We start from the raw sequence: 14,985 nt of genomic DNA, 5'->3' as shown, positions 1-14,985 counted from the left end.
ATTTTTTGTTAAGCTCGTTTAAATAAATTGATAAAACTATTAGCAATATTGTTGATTATATAAGAAAAAAAAGAAGCTAAAAATTTGTCTAGCCACAGCATCATTTAGATATAAATGGCAAAGAATTAAAAATTGATGAGCTATCAAAAGATAAAAAATAGAATTTATTGCAAATTAAAATAAAAGCATATTATCCAATAATATGCTTTTAAAAATCAAATTTAAAGCCTAGCTTTGCCAGGCTTTACTCATTTCTTAAAGTTTGAAGGACATTTACCTCTGTGGCTTTTTTGGCTGGATAGTAAGACGAGATAGCCACGATAAACACAGCCCCAACTACGATAAGCACAAGATCTATCGTTGAGAGTTCAAGTGGTAGTTTGCTTGAGCCATAGACATCAGCTGGCAGGTCTATGATGTTGAAATTTCCAAGTAAAAATAGCCCCAAAAAGCCAAGCACTAAGCCAAATATAATGCCGCCTCCGCCGATAACTAGCCCTTGATAAAAGAAGCTTCTTTTTATCTCGCCTTTGCTAGCTCCAAGTGCTAGAAGCAAGGCGATCTCCTGCCTGCGGTTCATTACAGTCATTAGCAGTGAGCTTATTATATTTAGCGACGCCACAAGGATAATAAGCATCAAAACTATAAAAAGTGCTCTTTTTTCAAGTGCAAGCGCTGAGAAAAAGTTGCCATTTTGCTCCCACCAGCCTATGGCAACCGTGCCTGCTGGAAGCCCTTCACGCACTCTTTTTATATCATCAAATGGCTTATTTGAAAAGATATGAATTCCATCATAAACGCCTTTTGGATAGTCTAGAATTTTTCTTAATGCATCAACCGAAGTATACGAAAACGCCTTATCGTATGCGATTAGCCCAGATGTAAATGAGCCGCCGATATCAAAGCGCTTCATCTTTGGCGTTAGTGAAAAGCCAGCTGGGTCAGCCTTTGTAAAGATAAGCGTTAGTTTTTCATCATTTCTTAGTCTAAACTCACTCGTTATACCACTTCCTACAAGTATCTCAAAACCATCTAGCTCTTTATCTTTTAAAGCTTCATTTACGACTGAGTTTATCTGTTTTTCATCTTTAAAATTTACGCCATAAACCAGTCCGCCCTCAAGTGCATTTGCCGAGCGGTAAATGACCTGTGTGCTGATATATGGACTAAATTTTAAATCGCTAAATCTAGCCTTTAGCTCATCAACAAAGTCATCATCAATAGAGCCTTTAAAGGCACTTTGAACGGTTATGGGATAGTTCATCGTAAAAAGTTTGCGCTCAAATTCTTTATCAAATCCATTCATAATCGCCATCGCAACGATCAAAACCATAAGTCCGATACTAACACCAAGAAAGGCAAGCAAGGCACTTAGGGTGATAAATGGCTGAGTTTTATCAAATTTTAAATATTTAAAAAGTAGGAACTTTGGTAAACTTGTCATCAAATAGCCTTTAAAAGATTAAGGCGCTTTGGCGCCTTAAAAGTAGAAATTTTAAGCAAATATGCCTTTTTTAGGGCCACTTTTGCCGTGGCAATCTTTATATTTTTTACCGCTTCCGCAGGGGCATGGAGCGTTTCTTGGTATCTTTTTTTCTGGCGTGAAATTTTCATCTTCGCCTTGGTTGTTGTAGTTTAGAGGCTCATTTTCAGCATTTTGACTAGCTTCTAGCATCATCCTAGCTTGCTCTTCTTGCTCCTCGCGGCTCTTAAATCTAACGATTTGAAGCGTTTTAACGCTCTCAGTTTTTAGTCTGCCAACTAGCTCCATAAAGAGGTTGTAGCTCTCTTTTTTATATTCAACTAGCGGATCTTTTTGATTATATCCTCTTAGACCGATGCCAGTTTTTAGGATATCCATCTGATAAAGATGCTCTCTCCACGCATTATCAAGCACTTGAAGGTATAAAATTTTCTCTATATCTTTTCTTTGCTCTTCGTTTAGCACACTCATCTTTTCGTTATATCTAACCTCTAAAATTTGCGCTATTTTTTCTACTAGTTCATTATACTCTAGCCCTTTTAGCTCGCTCTCGTCGATCTCTTCGCCGCAGTCTGCAAGGATGATAGAGCATAAATTTTTAATGTCATAGTCATCTTTCAAGCCGCCATGGAAAATTTCAGCCGTATCAAGTAAATTTGTAGCGTATTCAACCCTATTTTGAGCTATCTTCTCGCTCATATCGTAGTTTTTATCAAGTAGCTCATCGCGGTATTTATAGATAGTCTTTCTTTGCTCATTTGCCACGTCGTCATACTCAAGCAAGTGTTTTCTAGCCTCAAAGTGCAAGCTCTCGACTTTCTTTTGAGCATTTTCAACAGCTCTTGTCACCATGCGGCTCTCGATGCTTTCTCCCTCGTCGATACCAAGCCTATCCATGATCGCTTTTATGCGGTCGCTACCAAAAATCCTTAAAAGATTATCCTCTAAACTTAGGTAAAATCTACTCATACCAGGATCGCCCTGACGTCCAGCACGGCCACGAAGCTGATTATCTATCCTTCTACTCTCATGCCTTTCGGTGCCGATGATATATAGACCGCCTAAATTTCTAACCTCATCATCGATCCTGATATCAACACCACGTCCAGCCATGTTTGTAGCGATAGTCACAGCACCTTTTACGCCAGCTTGTGCGATGATCTCAGCCTCTTTTTCGTGGTTTTTAGCATTTAGCACAGAGTGTGGGATGCCAGCTTTTTTAAGCATCTCGTGAAGCACCTCACTACGCTCGATACTTGCAGTTCCTACAAGCACTGGCTGACCTTTTTCGTGAGCCTTTTTGACTTCATCGATGACAGCTTTAAATTTCTCATTTTGAGTTTTATAGATAAGATCGTTTTGATCGATCCTCTTAACTGGCACGTTTGTTGGGATTGAGATAACTTCAAGATTATAAATTTGAGAAAACTCGGTAGCCTCTGTCTGAGCTGTACCAGTCATACCTGCAAGCTTTTTATACATCCTAAAGTAGTTTTGGTATGTTGTATCGGCAAGCGTTTGGCTCTCTTCTTGGATTTTTACGCCCTCTTTTGCCTCAAGTGCTTGGTGAAGCCCCTCGCTAAAACGCCTGCCCTCGCTTAGACGTCCTGTAAATTCATCAACGATGACAACTTCGCCATCTTTTACGACGTAGTGCACGTCTTTTTCAAAGAGATTGTGCGCCTTTAGAGCTTGATCTAAGTGGTGGCTTAGCACGGCGTTTTCAAGGTTGTATAAATTTTCAACTCCAAATAGCCCTTCAGCCTTGCTTATGCCAGCTTCTGTGATCATTATCGTTCTATTTTTTTCATCTACTATAAAGTCCCCCGTTGGCTTTGAACCTGGCACGTTTGGATCGGCTGGAGTGCCTCTGGTAAGCTGTTTTGCGACTTGATCGGCTCTTATATAGCCATCAAGCGTGCGGTTTGTTGGACCAGAGATTATAAGTGGCGTTCTAGCCTCATCTATCAAGATACTATCGACCTCATCCACGATAACGAAGTTATGGCCTCTTTGCACCTTTTGACCAGCTTCAAATTTCATATTGTCACGAAGGTAGTCAAAGCCAAATTCTGAGTTTGTGCCGTATGTTATGTCGGCATTATAGGCAGCTTGCCTTACCTCATCGTCGTATCCGCCACTTAGTATCACATCGACGCTTAAGCCTAAAAAGTTATAAAGCTCGCCCATTTGCGTCGCGTCACGCTTTGCAAGGTAGTCGTTTACTGTTACTACATGCACGCCCTTGCCGCTCATCGCGTTTAATATAACTGGCAAAGTCGCAACCAAGGTCTTACCCTCACCTGTCTTCATCTCAGCGATCCTGCCCTCGTTTAGCACCATGCCGCCGATTAGCTGCACGTCAAAATGGCGCATCTTAAGCACCCTTTTGCTAGCCTCTCTAACTATCGCAAAGACATCATTTAAAATTTGATCTAAAGTGACTTTCTCTTCGACGACTTGGGCTTTAAGCTCGTTAAATTTGATCTTAAGCTCATCGTCGCTCATCTTCTCATAAGTAGGCTCTAGCGCGTTTATCTGCGCCACACGTTTTATATATTTTTTGACTTCTCTATCGTTTTTCGTGCCAAAAATCTTTCTAAATACCGATGAAATCATTACTTTACCTTCCTAAATTTTTAAACTTTGGATCTTAGCATAGTTTAACTATTTATTTAATTAAACTGGGCTAGAATACGCCAAAAAAGGATAAAAAATGAGAAAATTTTTGATAGCTTCTTTTGTTGCGGTTTGCTCATTTGGTGCTGGCTTAAATTTTAAAAGCCTGCAAAGTGACTTTACCCAAACTGTCTTTAGCGAGGGCAAGAGTGTAAATTATAAGGGGAGATTTTACGCTAAAAGCGACAACACCGCGCTTTGGATATATGAAAGTCCAACACCAAAGAGAATTTACTTTGACAAAGACAAGGTGGTCGTGATCGAGGATGAGCTTGAGCAAGCCATCATCTCAAGGCTAGATGATACGCCAAATTTGACGCAGGTCTTAGCTCACGCAGAGCAAATTCAGCCGACACTTTATAAGGCGATATATGACGGAGTTGAGTACTTTATAACGATCAAAAACACGCTTCCAACAACGATTGACTATAAAGACAAGCTTTCAAATAAGATAAAAATCACTCTAAGCAACCCTGTAAAAGACGCGCTCATCCCAAAAGAGACGCTAACTCCAGTTATCCCACAAGGTTACGACATTGTAAATCAATAAATTTGGCTAGCTTTTAGCCAAATTTACTCACCTCTCTCCGAAGTCTTTTCCAAATTCCTGCACATTATTTAGATCGATCGGCTTTTGCACCACGTCATTTGGATCAGGTGCGACGATGATCTCGTTGCCTTTTTTCTTCTTTTCTGGCTTTGTCATCACATCTTCATTTACGCTTGGATCAGAGCATAAATTTTGGCTTTTTATCGCTTTTATGATCTCGCTTAGCTCTAGATTATTTATCACTTTGATGTTTAAAATAAGCACATCATCGATATCAAGCGAGTGTTTTTTGGCTGCATATTTCATAAAGAGCTCTTTAAATTTCTCTTTTCCCATTGAGGTTAGGATATCCTCCACGTAAAAGCTGCCAACAACGACGTTTAGCGCATCAAGCACGTAGGCTTCGTTCTCCTCCACGTCACGTCCGACAACTTCAAGGTTCATGCTTATCTTTTTTGTTAAATTTTGTCCAGCTTTTGAGTAGATATCTGTTTGAAAGTCACTCACTTTTAGCACGTCTGCGAATGCAAAAACGCCAAAAACAAGGCTTAAAAATAGCTTTTTCATAAACTCTCCTTAATATGCAAAAATACGTTTTCTTGGTAAAATTTCTTAACTTCGTCGTCAATTTTAACCACTTTTCTTAAATGCTGCCTAAAATCACTTTTCTTATCATAAAAAAGTTTTAAATTTTTAGGATTTACCGCGCGAGAAAGTGCGACATAGAGCTGTCCTTTGGCAAAGATGTGGTTGATGTTGCAAATGAGCGAGTTTATGCTCATGCCTTGAGACTTGTGGATAGTTAGCGCATAGGCAAGCTTAAATGGAAACTGATAAAGCGAAGCCTGCACGTTCTCCTCGATCTCGTCTTCATTCAAATTTAGCGCGCAAAAGTTATAAGCACACTTTTCTATCTCGCAGATCTCGCCGCTATCTTTTTGCACGATCACACTTGAAATGGCGCCATTTTCTTTTAAAATTTGCATGATCTTACCCTGCTCGCCGTTGTAGTACTCGCCCCATTTATTTGAAGTAAAGATGATTTTTGCGCCTATCTTCATCTCTAAATTTCGTGAGATATTTAGCGTGTTTGCCCACTTTTCAAACTCTTTTTTATCTAAATTTTCATCCATAACAAGCACGTCCGAGTTTGAAATTTCAAGCGGCGTATTAAGCGCAAGAAGTCTTTTTTGATTTAGCATCTCAGCCTCTGCGTTTCTGCCAAAAAGCACGCTAGTTTCGCTATCTGGCTCGATAGCTCCCACTCGCAAGCTCTCGATATAAGCCATCATCTCATCATCTAGCTCGCCAACTCTAAGACGAGAGAGAATTTCATAAAATTTAAGATCATTTGTGCGTTTTGAGACTAGCAGCTCAACATTTGTAAATTTCATATCCTCCCACGCACTGGAGTTAAAAGCGTATAAAAAGTTAAAAAGCTTGCTCTCATTTTGCTCTTTTTGCACGGGTGGCAGCTGATAAAAGTCGCCCACTATAAGCACTCTGCCCTTAAATTTAGAGGTGAGCAAGCGGTATCTTATCATCTCCATAACATTTGAGCTAACCATCGAAATTTCATCAATTACAAGCAGATCGCAGGCATCTAGCATATTTCGTAGCTTGCCTAGCTTATCTTTTTGGCGGTAGTCAAGCCGTCTTAGCTCCTCGTAGTCCTTGCAGTAGCCAAATTTAAAAAAGCTATGCAAGCTCACGCCCCCAAGGCTAACAGCGCTTATGCCAGTTGAGCCAAGGATGACGACATTTTTGAAATTTTCTTTGTAGTGTCTGATGATGGAGGCGGTTAGATAGCTCTTGCCAACACCACCACCGCCTGTTAAAAAGACATTTGAGCGAGATAAAATTTCTAAAATTTGATCTTTCATCTACTCAAACATCTCTGGGCGATACTCAAAATGCATCGTATCAAAGTGCTTCCAGCGTCCGCCCCAGATAAATTTATGCTTCTCGAAAACTCGCACGATCTTTTCAGGGATCAAATTCTCATAGCCCTTGCTCCACTGCCAGTAGTGGCTCTTTTTTACATTTATATCGATCGCGATGCCGTAGCTGTGCGCGCTTAGGCGGTTTGTGCCAGCGATGATGCGCCACTTAAATGTCCCGCCTGGATCTTTTAGATACTCAAGCAAGGCTGGATCGCTCTTTACCATCTCGTTTAGCTCGTTGCTCACATCCTGCAAAGCAGCTGCGGCGCCATTTTTAGAGTTAAATTTTAAAGGCAAATTTAAAAAATCCTTTAGCCAGATGATATCAACCAAATTTGCCTTTACCGCGCTCTCGTTTGAGCCATAAATTTTGCCTAAAAGCTCGTAGTTTCTGCATCTACCAGCATCACTAAGTGCCGCGCTAAGTGGCGAAAACGCAGCGTAATCAAGCGCGTTCATATCCTCTATGTCAGCCCCAGTGCTGCACTCTTCATCTTTTTGTTTAAAATCATCATAGACTAAACTCGTGCCATCACTAAATTTAACCAAATTTTCTTCTATCTTCACGCCGTAAGCTCGCTGCAAAGCTGAGATCTTTCTAGCCTTATCTAGCATCCCTTGCTCAGGCCTCATCACATTTATAGAATCAACCTTAGAAATTAGCAAATTTGCACTTTGTATGTCGCTTCTGTTTTGTCCGATGTTTAGCGTAGTTATCGCAGTCGCTCCGATAAGCGCGCGGCCATTATTTGCAGTCTTTAGCCCCCAAGCATCATGCACGACGTAGATATCATCGCCCTTATATCCAGCATAGAGCATGATATGGCCTGGCAGATGCACGAGCGTGAGATATGGCACGCCTTTTTCTTTTATCTCTTTGCTCTTTGCAGCGTTGCTAAGGCCTTTTAGATTGATCTTTTCTCCCATATTTGCCTGCGCCCTTGAGTTCCTAGGTAACCACACGCCAAAGCTTGCTAGCAAGTCTTTTGTAAAAAGCGAGCAGTCTCTTAGCTTATCCACCCCGCCCCAGCCATAAGGCTGAGTAAGAAGCGAGCTAAGAATTGTCTTTAAATTTGAGTCGTTAAATTTAAGTGGAAAAAGGGCGCTAAAAGACTTTGGGAGGACAAACTCCCTAAGCATATTTCTTACATAAATTTTGCCGTAGTAGTTTTTGTCATCTTGTGCCAAAACTGGCAGTATCGCGCCAACACGTGAGTAAAATAAAAAGTTTCCGCCCTTGTCATAAACTGGCATCTTGTCGGTTTTTATAGTGACAAAGCTTGATTTTTGATAGGCAAGCGCCTCTTCATCACTTATAAATTTGATATCTTCAACCTTCACCCAGCCCCAAACCGCATCATCACTCACAAACGCCCATGCCCTATCTTTTGAGAGGTGCGATACAAAGAGCGGATGAGCGATGCTTAGGGTTGATTCTTGCAGATAGTCAAACGGATAGCCCTCACCTGGAGTTTGCGGGTTTAAAAATATCGGCTCGTCGGTTGGGAAATTTCTTACAGCTGTGTTTGCTGAAGTTAGAGCGTAAGCTGAAATTTGCAAAAAGCCAGCGAAATTTGCATTCTCTTTTTGTGCGTCAAACCAGCTTTGAGGTATCTGCCTAAAATTTGAGCCAAAATACTTTCTCTTCTCGCTTGGTTTATATACATTAAACGCCCAAAAAGCGTCATTTGGGTTAAATTTCACGCCTCTTAGAGTAAAAACTTTAAATCTTCTTTTTAAAATTTCATCTTGAGCAAAGCTCGCACTTTGCATATTTTGAGGTAGCGACGAGACGTCTTGTTTTACTTCAAATTCAAGCAAGCTGATGCGTTCATTTGGCTTATAGACATTTTCGTCTGGCAGGGCATTTTGCTGCTTGTTTGGCTCTGGTTTTGTTGTCTGCGAACAACCCAAAAACAAAGCAACACTAAGTGCTAAAAATATACCTTTTTTCAAATTTATTCCTTATCCTTAAATATAGCTTCGACGATCAAAACAAAGATATAAAACATCTTTTCATCGTTGTCTTTGCAAATTTGCTTCATCGTCTCGTTTTGATCCTTGACCTTTATATCGTTTGATCTTAAAATTTCTGCAATGTCTGAGCCAAATTTCTTTGAAAGCTCGCCCACTTTGACATCATTTAGCGCGTTTAAAAACCTTGTCGTGTTGCAATCCATCTGCACTGGCTTGTGCTTTAAGATATTTTTAAACTCAAGGCTTAGCTTTTTTAGCTTTTTCTTCTTGACGTAGCTGTGGATTATGGTGAGGACAACCAAGCTAAAGCCAAAGAAAATGTGCAAATTTAGCGAATTTTCGCTCATCTCTCCCTTTAAAAAGAGCACGCCGCTCACAAAAAGTCCCACCACGCAGGCAAAAAGTAGCAACAAGATGATGTATTTAAAGATCACCTCAAGCATGACGTTATCTTTTAGCCTCTCAAACATCAAGCCGCCCTATCTCATCTTCGCTAAAGACTAAAATACCATTTTCTTTTAGCATTTTTGCCGCTACGCCGTCGCCAAAGATTAGCTTTTTACTAAAGCTTCCATCATAAATTTGCCCACTCCCACAGCTTGGGCTTCTAGCTTTTAAAATAGCCTTTTTGCAGCCATTTAGCTTAGCTATCTTTAGGCAAATTTCAGCCCCAAATTTAAAATTTTCGCTCACATCTTTAGCTGTTTTTGTGACGACTAAGCCACCTTTCATCTCAGCTGGCTCTCTTGGCGTGCTAAGTCCGCCAAAAACCTCTGGACAGACGAAAAGCAGATGATATCTCTTTGAAATTTCATCCAAAATGCCACTATCCAAAAGGTTGTTTTCGCCATTAAATTTGCAGTTTATGCCAGCAAGGCAGGCGCTTATTAAGACCTTTTCTCTCAAAGTCCAGCTTCTTTTAAAAGCTCGCTAGCATAAATTTCACGAAGTTTGCTTGAGATTTCGCCCACTTTTGCGCCGTTTATCGCCTTGCCGTCAGCATATATGACTGGCAAAAGTATGAGCGTAGCAGCCGAGATAAAGACTTCATCAGCCGCGTAAACCTCGTCCATGCTAAATTTGCGCTCCTCTATCTTTAAACCGATATCTTTAGCGATCCTTAAAAGCCTCATACGGCGGATCCCTGGCAAAATTTCATTTGAAAGTGGCTTGGTGATGAGAGTTTTATCTTTGATGATAAAAGCGCTCGAGCTACAGCCCTCTGTGACAAAGCCATTTTCTACCATAAAGCCCTCGTCCGCGCCCTTTTTGTGAGCCTCGTTTTTAGCGTAGCACTGAGCTAGAAGCGAGATTGATTTGATGTCGCGCCTCTTCCACCTGATGTCCTCGACACTTACCACTTTTATGCCTGTTTTTGCGGCTGGGTTGTTTAAAATTTCACTCTCGTAGCAAAAGATGAAGACGCTTGGGGTTAAATTTTCCATAAAATAGAAATTTCTAAACGCCACGCCTCTTGTTACTTGCATGTAAATTCCACCCTCTTTTAAGGCGTTTTTGGCGATTATCTCATTTAAGATCGCTTCAAATTTATCTTTTTCGTAAGGCAGGCTTATATCTATCTCGTTTAGGCTTCTCTCAAATCTCGCCCAAAAGCCCTCTTTATCAACCATTTTTGAATTTATCACAGGCACTACTTCATAAATTCCATCACCAAATATAAATCCTCTATCAAATGCACTAACTTTTGCCTCATCTTTTGGCACAAACTCGCCATTTACAAAGACCGTTTCCAAAGCTTTATCTGCCATTTTTAGCTCCTTAAATTTTAGGCAAATTGTATCTAATTTTGTTTGAATTTATAGATTTTTAGATACAATGAGCTGAAATTTTTAAGGTAAAAAGTCTATAAAAAATGAAAGAAAATTTAAGAAACACTATCATTAAAAATATTTTTTTCGTCTCAAAACAGCCAGTTTTATTTAGAGATTTACTTGAAGCAAATGCCCTTTTTAACGAAGGTATGCTAGTTGATGGCGCAAAGCTAAATTTTAGATTTAACCACGTGAAGCTCTATCAAATTTACGCACTTATCTGCTTTGTAGTCTTGTTTCCGCTTCTTATCATCACGCACCACTTTTTAGCAAAGGCCGACGCGCACATCTCGATAATCGCAACCACTATCGTCACTTCAGCTGTTTTTATCGGCTTTGACATGTTTAAGGTTTGGGCAAGAAGAGAGATAAGCTTGGATCTTATAAAAAAGGCTTGGAGCGTGCATTTTCCATATTTTGGATATGAAAAGTATTCAAGCAAGGTTGAAGAAATTTACAACACCGCTCTTAAAAATGACGTTTCAAAAAAAGATTTAGAACAATATATATATGAAAAGCTAATCTCTCAAAAAGAGAGCGCTGAGTAAATTTCATTTTGTTTTAAAGCAACTCGTAAAATTAGCTTTTTCACGTTTTCGTCTTTGCAAAGTAGCTTCGCTTCTATCTCGCTTATGAAATAATATGGAAGTTTTTTGATCTTTTTATCTAACATCAAAAACCTATCTGAAATGATTTTTACATCATTTTGCAAGGCGTTTTTCTCTTTTGGCTCGTCTAAATTTAGATAATTTCTAAGCTTAACTAGATCACTATTTATATCATCAAGCTTGCTAGCTATAAATTTTGCATTTTTCATATTATCATCGTCTAAATTTTTACTAACTTTTATAGCGTAGTTTAGCTCATTTATCGAGCCTAAAACCCTTTTTTCATCCGTGCTAAAAGCATCTTTGTTTGACTCATTTAGAGAAATTTGCACTAAATTTCTAAAACCTATCAAGGCACTGCTTAAGCTATTTTTTATCGCTGTATAGTCATTTTTCCTAGTTAGCATATATGTAAGAAAAACTATCAAAAAGCCAGCTGCCACGTCAAGCAGTCTATCGACCATAAGAGCTAAAAAGTCTCTTTTTATAAGCGAAAAAATGGCTGTAAATTCAAACATAAAAGCCGTTGCAAAGACGATTTGTTTGTAAGATTTTAGATAATAAACCAAAAACATACCGATAAAGACAACCACGTAAAATGCGTATGATTCACCCATAAATTTCACAAAAACAAGCGCGATAAAAAAGCCAATAACTCCGCCAAGAAGGCTATCTCTGCCTGCATTTTTTAAAGCATCTTCGTCGCTTTTGTTTAGACTCATCACTGCTATGGCTATCCAAATTCCATGATTTATATGCATCGCCTGCGCTATAAAAATAGCTAGCGACATGCAAATGACAAGCCTTAAAGACTCTTTTAATACTTCATTTTTTAAATTTAGCTTTTTAAACGCCTCTTTTAGCGTGATCTTTTTTGTGTTGTTAAACGAGAGTTTGTCCTCGCAGCCCTCTTTTATAAGCAAAAATTTATCATAAAGCACGCCAAGCGAGCTTGCAAAAATTTTAAAATTTGAGTTTTTAGCTAAATTTAGCGCATCAAATTTCAGCTTTGGAGTTTGATTTTTGAAAATTTTTTTAAGCTCAAAAAGGTTGTAAGCGATCTCATTTTTTACCTCGTTTAAAAGCGCTTTGTCATCGATCCTTTCAAACGAAGCGCCCAATGTTCGAAGCAAAAGAGCGATCTCTTCAACTTTATAAAAATAAAATAGCGCTTTGGCTTGATTTCTAACTAGCTTAACATCTTTTATCTTTAGGCTTTTGTTTGCAAAAATTTCTTTTGATTTGTCAATCGAGCTCATCAAATCTGCAATACTTGCGTAAAAACGGCTCGTGCCAAGCACCTTGCTCGATAAGATGGCGCTGTCTAGTAAAAAGCTGATGCTCTTTTTAGTAAATTTGCCGTATTTGCCAAAATTTTCAAATTTTATGATGATGCTTAGCACGCCAGCAAGCACTAAAGCGCCGATACTATCAGCCACATTTAGCCCTACTGCGGCGTTTGTGACAAAAGCAACTAGGCCGGTTGCATTTACGGCGAGTAAAATTTTGTTTAAATTTGAGCTATAAATTTGGCTAATGCCTACCACAAATATCCAGACAAATACGATAAGTGAGAGCCAAATGCCAAGGCTCATAAGGGGTGCAACAAAGGGCATAAAAGCGCAAGAAAGCGCGATGTAAAGTAGCAAAAATGCAAATTTGCTCCTATCTTTGCACTCAAGCTCGCCAAGAAAGAAGATACCCATCGTGATATTTACAGCCATGATAGCGCCACTTAGATGAAAGAAGTAAAAGCACAAAAAGCAGTTAAAAGCGATGGTTGTGGCAGCTTTTAGCGAGTAGATGAGTTGGAAATTTGCAGGGTCGTAGTAGTGGATAAAGCTTTTAAATTTCTTAATTATTTCCATTGACGCTCTTGCATATTGTTTAAAATTTGATTTTTATAACGCAAATTTTCAAGCTTTATGCTAAGAGCTCTGTTTTCTTCAAGGAGCATATCTCGTTTGCCGCTGATATCGGCGATATCTCTACTTATATAATAAATTTGATTTGCTATATAAATTTTTGGCAAAAATAGAGCTAGCGCTATAAAAACCGCCAGATAGACCATCACTAGCGTCTTAAAGCTTAAATTTACCTCACGTTTTTGCTCCTCGTCGTGAAGTGTTAGCAGCTCTTCTTTTTCTTGCATCTTTATCCTTTTATCTTAAAAACACGCAGTTTTGCGCTTTTGCTTCGTGAGTTTTGTGCTAGCTCACTTTGGCTTGCTGTTAGTGGTTTTTTGGTTAAAATTTCGCCTAGTTCGTGGTTGTTTCCGCACTCACATCGGTAGATGCCAGACGGGCAGATACAGCTGTTTGCCCACTTTTTGAAGCGCTCTTTTACGATCCTATCTTCAAGCGAGTGAAATGTTATGATCGCCACCAAGCAATCTTTAAAACCACCATTTTCTATGCTATCAAGCAAATTTGTTAGCTCATCTAGCTCGCCATTTACCTCTATCCTGATCGCCTGAAAAGCAAGGATCGCAGGGCTAACACCGCGCCCTTTTATCTGGGCTGTGCCTATTATGTTTGCAAGCTCTTTTGCTCTTGTTATCTTGCCTAAAATTCTAGCATTTATTATCTTATTTGCGATCCCAGAGGCATTTTTTAGCTCACCGTAATCCCTAAAAATCCTAACTAACTCATCAAACGAGTAGCCATTTACCACGTCATAGGCGCTAAATCCTCGCTCTTTGTCCATGCGCATATCAAGCGCGCTTGAGCCAAGGCTAAAGCCCCTATCATCTTTATCTATCTGCAAAGAGCTAACGCCAATGTCAGCTAAAATCCCTCTAACATTTGAAATTTCATCGCTACTAAGTTTGCTAATAAGCTCAGAAAAATTGCTCTTATAAATTTTAACTCTGCTGCCAAATGGCTCAAGTTTTTTGAGCGAGAAATTTATAGCTTCGTTGTCTTTGTCGCAAGCGATCAAATTTAGATTTTCATTTTGAGACAAAATGGCACTAGAATGTCCAGCATATCCAAGCGTGCAATCTATAAAATTTCCACGCAGGTCTTTAAAAAATGATAAAACTTCGTCAAGTAAAACGCTAATATGCGGACTTTGCAACACTGCCTCTTTAATGAAATTAGTGTGAAAATTTATCGAAATTTTACTTAAAAAGCTATCATTACATAAAATTTTACACAAATTTTAAGATAGCTTAAATATAATCACCCAAACATAGGAGAAAAAATGGACTTATTGCACTCAACAAATGAGATAAAAAAGATATCTCTTTCAATGTTTAGAAAGAATTTTTTTGGTGTTTTTCATGGTTCTATCTCGGCAAGAGTAGAAAAAAATCAATTTATCATCAACAAGCAAAGTGCCATTTTTGACGACTTGCAAGATAGTGATCTAACGCTTCTTTCATCAAAAAAAGACTACCGCTGGAATGATGCGAGCTTAGATGCTGATATACACTTAAATATCTACAAAAACATAAATGAAGCAAAATTTGTCTGCTACGCCATGCCTCCATACGTGACAGCTTATGCAATGAAACATGAAAAGATCGCACCAAAAGACTATTTTGGATGCATGAGATTTAATGAAATTTTAGTCTATGATCCAAAGCAGTTTGACGACTGGTATGAGCGTGCTGAGACAGAAATTTATAGAGCGATGATAGAGAAAAATACTAACGTCGTCGTGATCAAAGGATACGGCGTTTACGCGTATAGCAGGAGCCCTCAGCTACTTGCAAAAGATATAGCTTTGTTAGAAAACAGCTGCAAACTACTTCATTTTACTGGTGATTACAGCGATTTTAGCATTTAAATTTTTGCTAACAAAGATAAAAAATGTTAGTAAAAATTTAGCAAGAAACGTTTTTATAAAGCCCCATTTTAAGCTTATTTAAGCCAAATTTCTATAAAATATCGCACAAGCTTTGTTAGTA

The 14,985-nt window shown here is 39.0% G+C and carries 13 protein-coding genes and 2 pseudogenes; 3 read left to right on the top strand and 12 right to left on the bottom strand.

Going from position 1 to position 14,985, the window contains the following annotated elements:
- Positions 1-244: 244 nt before the first annotated feature.
- From CYO90_RS03130 to secA, 3 genes and pseudogenes are all read right to left on the bottom strand, one after another.
- Entirely contained in the window at positions 245-1,444 is a 1,200-nt protein-coding gene (locus CYO90_RS03130; RefSeq protein ID WP_103578407.1) for an ABC transporter permease, read from the bottom strand.
- Positions 1,445-1,495: 51 nt separating this feature from the next.
- A pseudogene (locus tag CYO90_RS10755) lies at positions 1,496-1,597 on the bottom strand (SEC-C metal-binding domain-containing protein); the annotation flags it as partial.
- 108 nt (positions 1,598-1,705) lie between these two features.
- A pseudogene (secA, locus tag CYO90_RS03125) lies at positions 1,706-4,102 on the bottom strand (preprotein translocase subunit SecA); the annotation flags it as partial.
- Between the two features lie 97 nt (positions 4,103-4,199).
- Here secA and lolA point away from each other — a divergent pair.
- Positions 4,200-4,712, top strand: coding sequence for a LolA-like outer membrane lipoprotein chaperone (gene lolA / locus CYO90_RS03120; protein ID WP_103578405.1), 513 nt, complete (start codon positions 4,200-4,202; stop codon positions 4,710-4,712).
- Between the two features lie 27 nt (positions 4,713-4,739).
- On the opposite strand, the gene CYO90_RS03115 is transcribed toward lolA, so the two are convergent.
- From CYO90_RS03115 to CYO90_RS03090, 6 genes are read right to left on the bottom strand one after another with little or no spacing between them, the layout of a single operon-like run.
- Positions 4,740-5,279, bottom strand: a complete 540-nt coding sequence (locus CYO90_RS03115) for a hypothetical protein (protein ID WP_103578404.1) — start codon at positions 5,277-5,279, stop codon at positions 4,740-4,742.
- Positions 5,276-6,595 (bottom strand): ATP-dependent DNA helicase, encoded by a 1,320-nt coding sequence (locus tag CYO90_RS03110; RefSeq protein WP_103578403.1) that lies wholly within the window; start codon positions 6,593-6,595, stop codon positions 5,276-5,278. Before CYO90_RS03110 ends, CYO90_RS03115 begins: the two co-directional genes overlap by 4 nt.
- The gene (locus CYO90_RS03105; protein ID WP_103578402.1) at positions 6,596-8,611 is read right to left on the bottom strand and encodes an SH3 domain-containing protein; all 2,016 of its coding nucleotides are present in this window, start codon (positions 8,609-8,611) and stop codon (positions 6,596-6,598) included.
- Positions 8,612-8,613: 2 nt separating this feature from the next.
- Positions 8,614-9,102, bottom strand: coding sequence for a chemotaxis protein (locus CYO90_RS03100; RefSeq protein WP_103578401.1), 489 nt, complete (start codon positions 9,100-9,102; stop codon positions 8,614-8,616).
- Positions 9,095-9,538, bottom strand: coding sequence for a DUF523 domain-containing protein (locus tag CYO90_RS03095; protein WP_103578400.1), 444 nt, complete (start codon positions 9,536-9,538; stop codon positions 9,095-9,097). The genes CYO90_RS03100 and CYO90_RS03095 overlap by 8 nt, the downstream gene beginning before the upstream one ends.
- On the bottom strand, positions 9,535-10,401 hold the full coding sequence (locus tag CYO90_RS03090) for a D-amino acid aminotransferase (protein WP_103578399.1): 867 nt from the start codon (positions 10,399-10,401) through the stop codon (positions 9,535-9,537). The genes CYO90_RS03095 and CYO90_RS03090 overlap by 4 nt, the downstream gene beginning before the upstream one ends.
- A gap of 104 nt (positions 10,402-10,505) precedes the next feature.
- On the opposite strand from CYO90_RS03090, the gene CYO90_RS03085 reads away from it, so the two are divergent.
- Positions 10,506-11,012: a hypothetical protein gene (locus CYO90_RS03085; RefSeq protein ID WP_002940170.1), complete on the top strand. Its 507-nt coding sequence runs from the start codon at positions 10,506-10,508 to the stop codon at positions 11,010-11,012.
- Here CYO90_RS03085 and CYO90_RS03080 read toward each other — a convergent pair.
- The 3 genes from CYO90_RS03080 to rsmH are packed head-to-tail and all read right to left on the bottom strand — an operon-like array spanning position 10,991 to position 14,150.
- Positions 10,991-12,940, bottom strand: a complete 1,950-nt coding sequence (locus tag CYO90_RS03080) for an FUSC family protein (protein ID WP_103578398.1) — start codon at positions 12,938-12,940, stop codon at positions 10,991-10,993. The genes CYO90_RS03085 and CYO90_RS03080 overlap by 22 nt on opposite strands.
- Positions 12,931-13,224 (bottom strand): hypothetical protein, encoded by a 294-nt coding sequence (locus CYO90_RS03075; protein WP_002940285.1) that lies wholly within the window; start codon positions 13,222-13,224, stop codon positions 12,931-12,933. Before CYO90_RS03075 ends, CYO90_RS03080 begins: the two co-directional genes overlap by 10 nt.
- Positions 13,225-13,226: 2 nt before the next feature.
- A complete protein-coding gene (gene rsmH, locus CYO90_RS03070; RefSeq protein ID WP_103578397.1) occupies positions 13,227-14,150 on the bottom strand; it encodes a 16S rRNA (cytosine(1402)-N(4))-methyltransferase RsmH in 924 nt (307 codons plus the stop codon).
- A 126-nt stretch (positions 14,151-14,276) separates the two neighbouring features.
- Here rsmH and CYO90_RS03065 point away from each other — a divergent pair, with 126 nt between their 5' ends.
- Complete coding sequence (locus tag CYO90_RS03065; protein WP_002940326.1) at positions 14,277-14,864, top strand: class II aldolase and adducin N-terminal domain-containing protein; 588 nt, start codon at positions 14,277-14,279, stop codon at positions 14,862-14,864.
- Positions 14,865-14,985 lie beyond the last annotated feature (121 nt).

This window comes from Campylobacter concisus (assembly GCF_002913745.1).
Classification (GTDB): domain Bacteria; phylum Campylobacterota; class Campylobacteria; order Campylobacterales; family Campylobacteraceae; genus Campylobacter_A; species Campylobacter_A concisus_R.
Note: the sequence above shows the minus strand (reverse complement) of the source record. Positions and strands in the feature narration are given on the sequence as shown.